Source organism: Kineococcus mangrovi (genome assembly GCF_041320705.1).
Lineage (GTDB): Bacteria > Actinomycetota > Actinomycetes > Actinomycetales > Kineococcaceae > Kineococcus > Kineococcus mangrovi.
On sequence record NZ_JBGGTQ010000009.1, the window covers coordinates 1 to 12,726 of the forward strand.

Below are 12,726 nucleotides of genomic sequence, written 5' to 3' on the forward strand. Positions count from 1 at the left end.
CCCCTCTCGAGAACGCCCGCCGCCGCAGCGCCGACCTCCTGGCCGAGGTCCACGCCGACCCCGGCCGGTTCCGCGTCGTCACCGGGGACCGCCCCACCGGACCCCTCCACCTCGGTCACCTGCTGGGAACCCTGGTGAACCGGGTCGCGCTGCAGCGCGACGGGGTCGAGGTGTTCGTCGTCATCGCCGACCACCAGGTCACCACCGACCGGGACGACCCGGGTGACGTCCGCGGGGCGGTGCGGGACCTGCTGCTCGACAACCTCGCCGCGGGCCTGGAACCGGGCCCGGCCGAGCGCGGCGGGGCGGCGGTGTTCGTCCACAGCGCGGTCCCGGCGCTGCACCAGGTGTTCGTGCTGCTGCTCGGGCTCGTCACCGAGGCCGAGCTCCGGCGCAACCCCACGGTCAAGGCCGAGGCGGCCGCCGCCCGCGCCCGCCCGGGGGGTCACCGGGCGGTCAGCGGTCTCCTGCTCACCTACCCCGTGCACCAGGCCGCCGACGTCCTGTCCTGCCGCGGCACGCTCGTCCCCGTCGGGCAGGACCAGCTGCCGCACCTGGAGATCGCGCGCACCGTCGCGCGGCGGTGCAACGAGCGGTTCGGCGGCGGGGGGCCGGTGCTGGTCGAACCCGAGCCCCTGCTGTCGCCCGTCCCGCTCCTGGCCGGCACCGACGGGCGGAAGATGAGCAAGAGCGCGGGGAACTCGATCGCCCTGCGCGCGAGCGAGGACGAGACGGCGCGGCTGGTCCGCTCGGCGCGGACGGACGCCGAACGCCGGATCACGTTCGAGCCGGACCGCCGCCCGGAGGTCGCCGCTCTGCTGGTCACGGCCGCCGCCTGCTCGGGCGCGACCCCGGAGGCCGTCGCCGAGGAGGTCGGCGACGGCGGTGCGGTGCGGCTCAAGGCGGTGGTCACCGAGGCCGTCAACGAGCACCTGCGACCGCTGCGGCGGCGCCGCCGGGAACTGGAGGGAGCCGACGACCACCTCCGGTCGGTGCTGGCCGCCGGGGCGGAACGGGCGAACGAGGCGGCCGGGGGGACGGTGGCGCGGGTGCTGGAGGCGATGGGCCTGGGGGTGTGACTCCCGCACGACCCCCGGGTGGCTCCTCCTGGGGGCGCTGTCCACGACCGCGGGTCCCCCGGGCGGTCCCCGCGGCCCGAGGGCCCGGGGCGGTGCGCGACGATGCGCAGGACATGTCGATCCCCCCTCCCGGTCCCGCCCCGGCCGTCGTCCCCCGCCGCACCGTCGTCCTCCTGCTCGCCGGGCTGCTGCTCGTGGCGTGCGCGATGCGCTCGCCGATCACCGGGGTCGGGTCCGTGCTGCCGCTCGTCTCCGACGACCTGGGCCTGTCGGCGGCGGCGGCCGGGGCGCTGACCTCGCTGCCCCTGGTCGCCTTCGCGGCGAGCTCGCTCGTCGTCCCGAAGGTCGCGGCGCGGCTGGGCGCCCGGACCACGCTCGTGCTCGCGATGTTCCTGCTGACGGCCGGATCGGCCCTGCGCTGGGTGCCGGGCGTCGCCCCGCTGTTCGCCGGGACGGCGCTGCTCGGCATCGCCATCGCCGTGGCGAACGTCCTCATGCCCGCCCTCGTCCGCGCGGAGTTCCCCGGCCGCACCGCCCTCCTGACCAGTGGCTACGTCGTGCTCATGCAGGTCGTCGGCAGCCTCGCCTCCGGCGTCTCGGTCCCGGTGTCCCAGACCGTCGCCGGCGGGTGGCGGACCGCGCTCGTCGTGTGGGCGGCCCCCGCCCTCCTCGCGGCCCTGCTGTGGCTGCCGCTGGTCCGCGGTCGCCGGGGCGCCGGGGCGGTGCAGGCGCACGCGCGCACGCCCTGGCGCTCCCCGCTGGCCTGGGCGGTGACGGCGTTCATGGGGACGCAGTCGATGCTCTTCTACGTCCTGCTGTCCTGGCTCGCCACGATCGCGCGGGACCGCTCGGGGCTGGACGCGACGGCGTCCGGCGTCCTGCTGTCCGAGCTGCAGGTCGTCGGCGTCGTGGGCTCGCTGCTGGTCCCCGCGATCGCCGGCCGGTCCGTGCACCGGACGCGGTGGGTCGCCGTGGCGGCCACGCTGTGCTCGGCCACGGGGATCCTGCTGCTGCTGCTCGCGCCGGCGGCCGCGGTGGCCGCGGTCGGCCTCGTGGGGCTGGGCGGCGGCGGGTCGGTCGTGCTGGCCCTGGCCGCGATCTCCGCGCGGGCCGCGGACGCGCCCACCGCGGCGGCGCTGTCGGGCATGGCGCAGGCCGTCGGCTACCTCGCGGCCGCCGTCGGGCCGGTCGCCTTCGGCGCCCTGCACTCGGCGACGGGGGACTGGACGGTGCCGCTGGCGGCGCTGGTCGCCGTCGCGCTCGTGCAGCTCGTCCCGGCCTGGACGGCCCACCGGGACGCCACGGTCTGACCCGCTCAGTGCTGGACGGACTCGTCGGTCAGCTCGAACCACACCGTCTTGCCGAGGGGGCCCACCGCGAGGTCGGTGCCCCAGCGGGTCGAGAGCATCTCCACCATCGCCATCCCGCGACCGCTCTCGGCGTCCGTCCGCTGCGCCCCGATGAGGGGCATCCCGCCGCCGTCGTCGGAGACCTCCACGCGCAGCGAGGTGCCGTCGACGCGGCGGACGGCGAGCTGGACCATGCCGTCGCCGTGCACGACGGCGTTCGTGACGACCTCGCTGGCCAGCAGCAGCGCGGCCTCGACGGTGTCCTCGCCGAGCTCGGAGGAGGCCACCCACGGTGCGCACCACTCGCTGATGAGCCAGCGCGCCACGCTGACGGAGCGGCGGCTGGGGGGGAGGACCACGTGGAACAACGGTCCTCGACCTCCCCGACTGCGATCCGTACACCGCGGCTCCTCCGCGGCGTGCACCACTCTCGCGTGTGAGCACAGTCATCGACGCGTGACTCACAGTCAATCACTCGGGTCGCCTCTTGTCCGCACGCAGGCGGATCCCGGCACCCGCCCCGCCCGTCCCAGAGGTCACACCGGCAGCTGCACCCCCGCCACCTCCAGCACCGTCAGGACGGCCAGGACGGCGCACACGACACCGCCGACCCGGCTCACCGCGGCGACGCTGAGCCGGCGCACGATCGTGCCGCCGAGCGCCGCCGCCAGGCCGGCCACGACGAGCAGCGCCGCCCACGAGCCGGCGAACACCGAGACCGGGTCGTCGTAGCGCGCGGCCAGTCCGGCCGTGAACAGCTGCGACAGGTCGCCCCACTCGGCGAGGAAGACCACGCCGAAGCACGTCAGGACCCCGCGCCGGCCCGACCGGCCGCCGCCCACCTTCGCCTCGTACTCGCCGCGGGCCTCCCGCCCCGCCTGCTCCGCCTTCGCCGCCCCCCGGAACAGCGTCACCGCGCCCACCGCGAACAGCACGGCGGCCACGGCCGCGACCGGGCGTTCGGGCAGCTGGGCCAGCAGCCGGCCGGCCACGACGGCGATGAGGGACTGCACCGCGAAGGCCAGACCGACCCCCACCCAGGCGGTGAGGGGCTTGAAGCGGGTGGCGAGCACCAGCGTGGCGACGAAGGTCTTGTCGGGCAGCTCCAGCAGCAGGATCGGCAGGAAGCTGGCGGCCAGGACGGCGAGGTCCACGGTGGGTGCGGCTCCTTCACGGCGGGACGGGACGGGCGCGTCGGTGGGCCGCGGGCCATGCCAGCACACCCGGTGCGGGCCGCGACAGCTCCAGCACTCGCCTTCGGCGGGCCGAACACCTGGTTCGGCCGCACCGGGTGCCCCAGACTGGCCGCGTGCCGGAGCTGCCCGAGGTCGAAGCGCTCGCCGCCTTCCTGCGCGAGCGCACGGCAGGTCGCGTCGTCGCGGGGGTCGAGGTCGGGGCGGTCAGCGTGCTCAAGACGTACGACCCGCCGCCCACGGCGCTGCAGGGGCTGCTCGTCACCGGCGTGCAACGGCGCGGCAAGTGGCTCGACCTCGACGTCGACGGCCTGCACCTGGTGGTCCACCTGTCCCGCGCCGGGTGGTTGCGCTGGTCCGACGCCCTGCCGAAGGCCCCCCTGCGGCCCGGCGGGAAGAACCCCGTCGCCCTGCGCGTGCGGTTGGCGGCCGAGGACGACGAGGACCCGGACAGCCCACCCGGGTTCGACCTCACCGAGGCCGGCACCCGGAAGCGGCTCGCGGTCCACGTCGTCCGCGACGTCGCGCAGGTGCCCGGCATCGCCTCGCTCGGCCCGGACCCGCTCGACGACTCCTTCGACCTCGACGCGTTCCGCGCCCTCCTGGCCGGGTCGCGCCAGCAGGTCAAGGGGCTGCTGCGGGAGCAGTCGACGCTCGCCGGGGTCGGGAACGCCTACTCCGACGAGGTGCTGCACGTCGCGAAGCTCTCGCCCTTCGCGCCGGCCGGGAAGCTGCCCGAGGAGGACGTCCGGCGGCTGTTCCAGGCGCTGCGCACGACCCTCACCGACGCGGTGGCGGCGGCGAGCGGGAAACCGGCCGGGGAGCTGAAGGACGCCGAGCGCGCGAGGATGCGCGTGCACGGGCGGACGGGGCAGCAGTGCCCCGTCTGCGGGGACGTCGTGCGGGAGGTCTCGTTCGCGGACCGCTCGATGCAGTACTGCGCCACGTGCCAGACGGGCGGGAAACCCCTCGCCGACCGGCGGTTGTCGCGCCTGCTGAGGTGAACCGCCGGCGGGTGCGCCGCGTGAGGTCCGGGAGCACGAACCGGCCCCGCGGCGGAACCGACGTTCCGCCGCGGGGCCGGGTTCACCCCTGGATCACTGCACCAGGGCGGTGGCGGCGTCCACGGCCGCCTGCGGGACCGAGGGCGGGCCACCGAAGATCCAGCCCGTGCCCGAAGTGGTGTAGTTCGCCTTGTGGGCGACGAGGTACGCCGACGTGCTGTCGCCGAGGGAACCGTCGAACCCGGTGAACAGCAGCGGGACACCCTGGCTGCCGGCCACGGGCGCCGCCGAGAGGGCGTCGGCCGCGGTGCCGTCGGTGCCGCCCACGAGCGCCACGCTCTGGGTGTCGAAGTGCTCGTTCGCGATGGCGTCGTCGGCGATCTTCGCCGCCGTCTCCTGGCGGTTGGCCCCCGCCAGGCGTTCGGTGCCGCCGGCCTGGCCGTAGACGGCGTCCGAGACGGAGGCGGAACTGCCCAGGACGACCCGGTTCGTCGTGCCGAGCTCGTCGAGCGCGTCCTGCGTGGCCTCCGGCAGGGACCCCGCCTCGGTCAGCAGGATCGGGTAGTTCCGCGCCCAGGCGACGGGGCCGGCGGCCAGGGCGTCGGCCGTGCTGGTGCCGCTGGCGATGAACACCTGCTCCGGGGCGAGACCGGAGTCGTCGGCCTCGGCGACCAGGGCCGCGGTCTCGTACCGGTCGGCTCCCGCGAGGCGGTGCACGGTCTTGCCCGCCGCCTTCCAGGCGTCCTCCTGGGCCTGGGACACGCGGTTGGTGCCACCGACGATCCAGACGTCCTCGGCCCCGAGCCGCTGCAGTTCGGCGGCGGTGACCGCCGGGACGGAGTTCGTGTCGGTGTAGAGGATCGGGGCCGACTTCAGGCCCGCGAGGTAGGAGGCCGTCAGACCGTCGACGGTGGCGTACCCGTTGACGACCACCACGTCGGTGGCCGACCCGTCGACGGGTTCGAGCAGCTTGGACGCGGCGACGGCCGTGGCGAACCGGTCCGGGCCCGAGATGCGGTCGTCGAAGGCGAACCCGGCGGCCGCCTGCGCGGGCACCGCGCTCCCCAGGCCGACGAGCAGGGCGACACCGGCGGCGGTGACGAGGGACTTCTTCTTCATCGTGTTCTCCTGTGGTTCGCGGGGGTCAGCTGGTGGCGATCTCGCCGTTGAGGCCGGCGGGGTAGAACCCGCCCCTGGTGACCCCGGAACCCGGCGTCAGGTACACGATGTTGAGGACCTCCTGCGGGGTCCGGCTGAACGCGATGCTGTCCCCGTTCGTCGGGACGAGGTTCGCCCGTCCACCGGAACCGACCGTGATGCCCTGGTCCTTGTCCGCACCCGAGCCGTCGAGGGCGTCGCGGGCGTCGGAGATGAGGTTGGTGGGGGCGCTCAAGCCGTTCTCGTACAGCAGGGTCCGGACGATCCCGGAGTGGTACGCCTCGACGGCGAGGATCCCCGCCGCCGCCTCCAAGTAGGCGGGGGTCGAGATGAGCGGGGCCGCGCCCTTGTAGGCGGTGACGCCGACGTCCTCGAAGAGGAACGCGCCGAGCAGGAAGAACGCCTCGGAGGAGAACGGGTCGAACGTCTCCCCCTGCTCGATGACACCCGCTGCGACGGCCGCCGCGGTGAAGGAGTCCTGCAGGTTGATGGCCGGGCGGGAGACGGCGGCCGAGCCCAGAGCGGTGCGCAGGAACTTGACGTGGGCGATCTCGTCGTTGGCGATCTCCTCGGCGTAGTACCGCATCGCCTTGGACTTGAACGGCACGCGGTGCCCGCCGGTGACCCCGCCCTGGGTCCCCGTGCCGGTCGCCATGGCGTCGGCCAGACCGTGGCCGTAGGCGGCGTAGCAGTAGAACTCGGCTTCGAGGTACTCGAGGTTCAGGGCGAAGTTGAGGACGCTGCCCTCGCTGGGGGCGGCGGTGGCGGCCTCGGCGGACCCGGTCACGGCTGTCCCCACCAGACCGGCACCCACGGTGCCGGCGGACAGCAGACCCATGCCGCGCAGGAAGTTCCTGCGGTCGGCGGGGGTCTCGGAACTGCGGTTGATCATGTCGACGAGAAGAGACTTCTTGAACATGGGCAGCCTTCGGTGTCTGGGCGCCAGGTGTCGACGCCGGTGCTCGACGCGGCAACTGTCACGTCGTCGTGCTCGGACTCCCGGTGTTCGGAGCGGTGCTCCCCTTGGATGGGGCGTTTCTGTGGCTCCTGGGGCGAACGGGACCAGCCTGCCGTGACGATCACGTTTCGTCTACCCGTAGTGCGTTGGTGGTCACTCGGCGTCATGGCTCGGTGAGGCCGACGGGAGCCGGCGGAGCTGCCGCAGCACGGGCTCGCGCAGGACGACCGGCAGCCGCGCCAGCAGGACCACCCGGCGCGGGTGGGCGCGCAGCGCCTCGGCCAGCACGTCCGCGAGCACGTCCAGGTGCAGGGCGTCGGCGTAGACGACGCAGCCGCGTTCCCGGCCCGCCTCGTCGTCGAGCGCGAGGGCGTCCTGCACCAGCGTGAGCCACGGATCGGCGCTCGGCGGGAGCTCGTCGCCCCACAGGTCCCCGAGCAGACCCCGGATCCACAGGGCACGGCTGGCGGGGGGCCCGTCCGGCGACGACCGGTCGGGCCCGCGCGGACCCACCCGCACGACGCGCGTGGCCGTGGCGGCGTCGCGGGCCACGCGCGCCTGCTCACCGGCGTCGCGAACGGCGCGCGCCTGCTCACGGACCAGGCGTGCCCGTTCCCGCGCCCGCGCGGCCGCGGTGCGCGCCCCCACCCGCAGCCGGGGAGCCGGGTGTGCCCGGTCGCCGTCCTGGTCCTCGGACTGCTCGTCGATCTGGTGCGTCATGCCGATCCCGTGTCGTCCGCCACCGAGGTCGTCCGCCCCGGTGCGGTCGACGGCGTGACGCGGACCCGGGTGGACGACGAGGCCCTGCTTTGGACCGGGAGGTGCTACCTCGTCTCTACCGCCTCACCCCGTTCCCCGGCAAGCGCGGGCGCGTGCCCGCCGGGGTTCACTGGTAGGAGACGAAGACCGGCGGCGGTTCCAGGGCCGCCGTCTGCTGCGGGGTGAAGGTCGGGGTGTCCTCGTCGAGGAAGTTCTTCCACCCCCACAGCAGACCCGCCGGCCCCTGCCGCGTCAGCGCCCGGTAGGTGGCCTCCTTGTTGCCGGGGGTCCCGTGCCCGTCCGCGTGGACGACCGTGACGAGTTCGTCGTGCCCCACGTCCAGTTCCTCCCGGTCCCGGACCATCGACGTCCGGAACTGGTGCAGCAGGAACACCTTCTGCGGCAGCGTGCGGTCGCGGACGAAACCGGCCAGCCAGTCGGCGACCGCGTTGACCTCGGCCACGTCGACGGAACCGATCTGCTGCAGGGGCCGCTGGTCGGGGCCCAGGCGCCACTCGGGGTCCAGGGCCAGCCCGACGTGCGGGTAGCGCAGCAGCTGCTCGTAGCGCCGCGCCTGGGTGAGGAAGTCGCTGCGGCCGGACTGCAGGTCCAGCACCACCGCGACACCCTCGCGGCCGGCCCGGTCGACCCAGGGTTCGAGGTCGTCGGGGTCGAGTTCGGTGGAGTAGTCGCCGTCGGAGCCGGGCGACCCGGCCGCGACCGTGGTGATGATCTCCAGGGTGGGCACGGCGGGGAGCCCCCCCAGCCCGTCGTAGCGGGCCGCGAGCGCCCGTGCGCGGTCGAGCGTCTGCGGCAGCGACTGCTCCCCGAGGACGCCCAGGCTCGGGGTGCCCGGGGTGCCGTACAGGGCGACGGCGCGTCGCCCGGCCAGGGGCAGCTGCCCCCCGCCGGGGACGTGGATCCCGGTGGAGGCCACGGCCGTGCGGCTCGCGAACACCTCGGGGGGGCCGAAGGCGCTGCCCAGCCCGACGACGTGCCGGCCCGCCCCCGACCCGGTGCGCCCGGCGCCGGCGTGCAGGGCGTCGACGGTCGTGGCCCCGGCCCGGGGGTCGGCGCCCGGGACGGTGAGGACCTGCACTCCGAGCGCGCGGGCGGTGGCGGCGGCGGCCGCCTCCCAGCCGGCCCCGGTCACCAGGAGAGTGGTCCCGCCGTCCTCGCCCGGGTCCGGTGCCGCGACGGGGCCGGAGGTCTCGTGCGCCCGCACCGGCGGGTCGTCGGGACCGGTGAAGGTCTGCTCCGCCCACGTCGTGGCCCTCGCCCCGACGGTCAGGACCTCCCCGGCCCCGAGCCGGCGCACCTCCGCCGTCGTCGAGGGCGCGGGGAGGAGGAGCGGGACCCCATCGGTGGCGGCCAGGGCCGCGGCGAGGTCCAGGGTCGCGGGGTCCTCCTCGCCGATGACCACCGAGGGGCTGCTGGCGAGGAGGTGGGCGCTCAGCGCGGCGGCGGCGTCGGCGGGGGAGTCGACCGGGAGGACGGTCGTGGGCGTGTCCTGGGCCCGCAGGACCGCGCGGACGCGGCCGTCGCCGCCGTCCTCACCGCCCTCGGGCGGGGACGCCTGCTCGTCGTCGGAAGCGCCCGTGCAGGCGGCCAGGAGGGACAGGCCCGTGACGAGGGCGAGGCCGTGGGCGGTGCGGCGGCGGATCGGGATCCCCTCCTGCGGACGTCGTGGTCTGGTGCCCCACCGTCCCACGCGACCGGCGGCGGTGCGGCTGCGCCCCCGGGCGCGCGTCGGGACGTGTCCGTGGTCAGGTGCCCGGCCAGTCCCGCACCTCCACCGGGACGGCCGCCTCCGAGGCGTGCTCGAGCGCGCGCTGCAGGTGCCGCCTGCCCCCGGCGGTGCAGTCCACGACGCCGCCCAGGTCGAGGACCAGCGGCGAGGGCCCGGGGTCCGCGCGCTGCGGCAGGGTGCCGTCGAGCACCCCGACCACGAGGTCACCGGTGGTCGCCGTGAGCCGGCCGGTGACCCGGATGACGGCCCGGTCCCCGTCGGACCGCACGTCCAGGGACAGCCACTCCTCGGCCGCCCCGGGCACCGGGCTCACGCGTCCGCGGGGCCGAGCGGGGGGACGCTCACTTGACGGCCCCCGCGGTCAGGCCCTGCACCAGGTAGCGCTGCAGGAGCAGGAAGCCGACGACGACCGGGATGCTGACGACGAGCGAGGCGGCCATCACCTCGTTCCAGTAGACGTTGACCTGCGTCGAGTACTCCCGCAGTCCGACCGCCAGCGTCCGCGACTGCGCGGTCGTCATGACGGAGGCGAAGAGGGTCTCGCCCCAGGCGGTCATGAAGCTGTAGATGCTCACCGCGGCGATGCCGGGAGCCGCGCTCGGCAGGACGACGCGGACGAGCGCCCCGACCGGTCCGGACCCGTCCACGAGGGCGGCCTCGTCGAGCTGGCGCGGGATCGAGTCGAAGTAGCCGACGAGCATCCAGATCGCGAACGGCAGCGAGAACGTCAGGTAGGTGATGACCAGCCCCAGCCGGCTGCCCTGCAGGGCGAAACCCGTCGCCTGCCCGATGTTGACGAAGATGAGGAACAGCGGCAGCAGGAACAGGATGCCGGGGAACATCTGGGTCGACAGCACCGTCACGCGGAAGAGACCCCGCCCGCGGAACCGGTAGCGGCTGATCGCGTAGGCCGCGGAGATCGCCAGCAGCACCGAGCAGAGCGTGGCGAGCAGGGACACCACGAGGCTGTTGACGAAGTACCGGCCCAGCGGGACGGTCGACCACATGTCGATGAAGGGCTGGACCGTGACGGTCGTCGGGATCCAGGTGAACCGGCCCTGGACGTCGCCCAGGGGTTTGACGCTGCTGACGACCATCACGTAGAGCGGGGCCAGCACGAACAGGGTCAGCAGCACCAGGCCGACGACCCGCAGGACCCGGAAGGAGACGGGTTCACGCATCGCGCACCCTCCTGTTCGTGAGCGGCAGGTAGACGGCGGTGATGACCAGGAGGACCAGCAGGAGCAGGACGCTCATGGCCGATCCGACACCGAAGTTCCAGGTGATGAACGACGACTGGTAGACGTGGATGGACAGCAGGTCCGCCGAACGCGGGACCGACTGGCCGAACAGGATGTACGGCACGTTGAAGTCGTTGAACGTCCAGAGGAACAGGACGAGCAGCAGCACCTGGTTGACCGGGGCCAGCATCGGCAGGGTCAGGCTGCGGAACTGCCGCCACAACCCGGCGCCGTCGACCGACGCGGCCTCGTAGACGTCGTCCGGCACCGACTGCAGGCCGGCGGTCAGGGTGAGGAAGGCGAAGGGCCACAACCGCCAGACCGCCACCACCACGGTCGACCAGAAGGCCTGGTCACCCAGGAGCCAGAAGGTGTCGCCCTCGCCGATCCCGAGCTGGGCCAGCAGGGTGTTCACCATGCCGTTGTCGCGGCCCAGCATGAACTTCCACACGATGACCCCGGCGTAGACCGGGATCGCGTAGGGGATGAGGAACAGGGTCCGGATGAGCCCGCGGCCCCGGAAGGGCCGCTGCAGCATGACGGCGGCGAACATGCCCATCGTCCAGGACACGGCCAGCACCGCCAGGGTGAAGGCGAAGGTCACGACGAAGGAGTTGAGCAGCGCCTCGCCCACGGCACCGTCGAAGTTCAGCGCGACGCGGTAGTTGTCCAGCCCGGCGCTGGGGGCGTCCAGCCAGCGGCGGATGAAGAACTGGTTCAGCTGCAGTCCGCTGATCCAGATGCCGGTGAGCATCGGGACGATGTGCACCAGCAGCTCGAACACCAGTGCGGGCAGCAGCAGCAGGTAGGGCAGCCAGCGGGGGGCCACGGACCGGTGCCGCCGTGGGCGGTCGCCGCCGCCGGCCGTGTTCAGCCCGGCCCGGGAGGTGGTGGTCGACACGGTGCCTCAGATCCCGGCCATCTGCTGCTGGGCCTGGCGCAGGGCGCCGGCCACGTCGGCGTCACCCACCGTCTGGCCCGTGGCGATCCGCCCGAACAGGTCACGCATCGCCTGACCGACGGTGGTCTCGAACTGGCTCTCGTTCGGGATCATCGGCAGCGGGGCCGCGGTCTCGGCCAGGACCTCCGTGAAGACCTGGAGGTTGGGGGTCTGGAACGCCTCGTCGTCGGCGGCCTCGGCCACCACGGGCAGGGACCCGAACTGCTGGTTGAGGATCACCTGCTCCTCGGGGCTGGTGAGGAACTCGATGAACTGCAGCGCCCCGTCGGTGTTCGAGCTCGCGCCGAAGACGCTGATGTTGATGCCGGCGACGTGGCTGGTGATCTCCTGGCCCCCGTCCGGCAGGGGCTGCAGGACCGGGATGGGGACGACGCCGTACTGCTCGGTGGTCATCCCGTTCGCCAGGATCGTCGCCTCGGAGTTGTTCTGGCCCATGAACATGGCGGCGTTCCCCGAGGTGAAGTCGGCGATCATGTCGTTGGTCGTGGGGTGCTCGGCGGCGGACGGGCTGACGACGCGGTGGGTGGACATGAGCTCCAGGTACTGCTGCAGACCGGCGACGTTCGCGGCGTCGTCGAAGACGGGGTTGCCGTCGTCGTCGAAGAACTCGGCTCCGTTCTGCCGGCCGAAGATGAAGGCGAAGTGGGCGTTCTCGGTGTAGCTGGCGCCGGCGACCGTCATGCCCCAGCGGTTCGCGGCGGGGTCGGTCAGCGTCGTCGCCACCCGCACGAGGTCGTCCCAGGTGGCGGGGGGCTCGGAGATGCCGGCGTCGGCGAACGCCTGGCGGTTGTAGAACAGCCCGTACGCCAGGCCGTAGAGGGGGACGGAGGCCGGCGGCTGTCCCGGCGCACCGGTGGACTGCAAGCTGGACTCCAGGAACTTGTCCTGCCCCCCGATGGCGTCGTACTGGTCGTCCTCGAAGGCGAGGAAGGCCCCGGTCGCCTGCAGAGACGCCGACCAGGTGTTGCCGATGTTCAGGACGTCCGGGCCCTGGCCCGACACGGTGGCCGACAGGATGCGGTCCAGCAGGTTGTCCCAGCTGATGACCTCCAGGTCGACGTGGATCCCGGTCTCGTCCTCGAACTTCTGCAGTTCCGGGGTGAGGGTGTCGACGTCGTCCTGCAGGCTGGTGCCCTGGTTGCTGGCCCAGTACGTCAGCGTCGTCCCACCGCCGCCTGCGCCGCTGTCGTCGTCGCTGCAGGCGGCGGCGCCCAGGCCGAGACCCGCCACGGTCGTGGCGAGCGCGGCGCGGGTGAAGGTGCGTCGTTGCATGG

At 73.8% G+C, this 12,726-nt stretch carries 13 protein-coding genes; 3 read left to right on the top strand and 10 right to left on the bottom strand.

All coding sequences use genetic code 11. The features are described 5' to 3' along the window. Window positions 1-1,079, top strand: a 1,079-nt coding sequence (gene trpS, locus AB2L28_RS17155) for a tryptophan--tRNA ligase (protein ID WP_370720206.1), incomplete at its 5' end; no start/stop codon positions are given. Window positions 1,080-1,192: 113 nt separating this feature from the next. Then, window positions 1,193-2,389 (top strand): MFS transporter, encoded by a 1,197-nt coding sequence (locus AB2L28_RS17160; RefSeq protein ID WP_370720207.1) that lies wholly within the window; start codon window positions 1,193-1,195, stop codon window positions 2,387-2,389. Between the two features lie 5 nt (window positions 2,390-2,394). Here the strand turns inward: AB2L28_RS17160 and AB2L28_RS17165 are convergent, their stop codons facing one another. Both AB2L28_RS17165 and AB2L28_RS17170 read right to left on the bottom strand, forming a co-directional pair. After that, a complete protein-coding gene (locus tag AB2L28_RS17165) occupies window positions 2,395-2,787 on the bottom strand; it encodes an ATP-binding protein (RefSeq protein ID WP_370720208.1) in 393 nt (130 codons plus the stop codon). Window positions 2,788-2,964: 177 nt separating this feature from the next. After that, complete coding sequence (locus AB2L28_RS17170) at window positions 2,965-3,582, bottom strand: TMEM165/GDT1 family protein (protein ID WP_370720209.1); 618 nt, start codon at window positions 3,580-3,582, stop codon at window positions 2,965-2,967. A 155-nt stretch (window positions 3,583-3,737) separates the two neighbouring features. On the opposite strand from AB2L28_RS17170, the gene AB2L28_RS17175 reads away from it, so the two are divergent. After that, the gene (locus AB2L28_RS17175) at window positions 3,738-4,625 is read left to right on the top strand and encodes an Fpg/Nei family DNA glycosylase (protein WP_370720210.1); all 888 of its coding nucleotides are present in this window, start codon (window positions 3,738-3,740) and stop codon (window positions 4,623-4,625) included. A gap of 93 nt (window positions 4,626-4,718) precedes the next feature. Here AB2L28_RS17175 and AB2L28_RS17180 read toward each other — a convergent pair whose 3' ends face one another. The 8 genes from AB2L28_RS17180 to AB2L28_RS17215 form a co-directional block, all read right to left on the bottom strand. Continuing rightward, on the bottom strand, window positions 4,719-5,744 hold the full coding sequence (locus tag AB2L28_RS17180) for a cell wall-binding repeat-containing protein (RefSeq protein WP_370720211.1): 1,026 nt from the start codon (window positions 5,742-5,744) through the stop codon (window positions 4,719-4,721). Between the two features lie 25 nt (window positions 5,745-5,769). Then, window positions 5,770-6,702, bottom strand: coding sequence for a ferritin-like domain-containing protein (locus AB2L28_RS17185; protein WP_370720212.1), 933 nt, complete (start codon window positions 6,700-6,702; stop codon window positions 5,770-5,772). Window positions 6,703-6,894: 192 nt separating this feature from the next. After that, window positions 6,895-7,461, bottom strand: coding sequence for a hypothetical protein (locus tag AB2L28_RS17190; RefSeq protein WP_370720213.1), 567 nt, complete (start codon window positions 7,459-7,461; stop codon window positions 6,895-6,897). Between the two features lie 166 nt (window positions 7,462-7,627). After that, entirely contained in the window at window positions 7,628-9,211 is a 1,584-nt protein-coding gene (locus AB2L28_RS17195; RefSeq protein WP_370720214.1) for a hypothetical protein, read from the bottom strand. Window positions 9,212-9,266: 55 nt separating this feature from the next. Then, window positions 9,267-9,563 carry a hypothetical protein gene (locus tag AB2L28_RS17200; RefSeq protein ID WP_370720215.1) on the bottom strand — a complete coding sequence of 99 codons (297 nt, stop codon included), beginning with the start codon at window positions 9,561-9,563 and terminating at the stop codon, window positions 9,267-9,269. A gap of 28 nt (window positions 9,564-9,591) precedes the next feature. Continuing rightward, window positions 9,592-10,431, bottom strand: coding sequence for a carbohydrate ABC transporter permease (locus tag AB2L28_RS17205; protein WP_370720216.1), 840 nt, complete (start codon window positions 10,429-10,431; stop codon window positions 9,592-9,594). Then, entirely contained in the window at window positions 10,424-11,392 is a 969-nt protein-coding gene (locus AB2L28_RS17210) for a carbohydrate ABC transporter permease (protein WP_370720217.1), read from the bottom strand. The genes AB2L28_RS17205 and AB2L28_RS17210 overlap by 8 nt, the downstream gene beginning before the upstream one ends. A gap of 6 nt (window positions 11,393-11,398) precedes the next feature. After that, entirely contained in the window at window positions 11,399-12,724 is a 1,326-nt protein-coding gene (locus AB2L28_RS17215) for an ABC transporter substrate-binding protein (RefSeq protein WP_370720218.1), read from the bottom strand. Window positions 12,725-12,726 lie beyond the last annotated feature (2 nt).

Coding starts and splice junctions, on each gene's coding strand:
- AB2L28_RS17160 (WP_370720207.1), top strand. CDS start 1,193: ATGTCGATCCCCCCTCCCGGTCCCGCCCCGGCCGTCGTCCCCCGCCGC.
- AB2L28_RS17180 (WP_370720211.1), bottom strand. CDS start 5,744: ATGAAGAAGAAGTCCCTCGTCACCGCCGCCGGTGTCGCCCTGCTCGTC.
- AB2L28_RS17185 (WP_370720212.1), bottom strand. CDS start 6,702: ATGTTCAAGAAGTCTCTTCTCGTCGACATGATCAACCGCAGTTCCGAG.
- AB2L28_RS17190 (WP_370720213.1), bottom strand. CDS start 7,461: ATGACGCACCAGATCGACGAGCAGTCCGAGGACCAGGACGGCGACCGG.
- AB2L28_RS17205 (WP_370720216.1), bottom strand. CDS start 10,431: ATGCGTGAACCCGTCTCCTTCCGGGTCCTGCGGGTCGTCGGCCTGGTG.
- AB2L28_RS17215 (WP_370720218.1), bottom strand. CDS start 12,724: ATGCAACGACGCACCTTCACCCGCGCCGCGCTCGCCACGACCGTGGCG.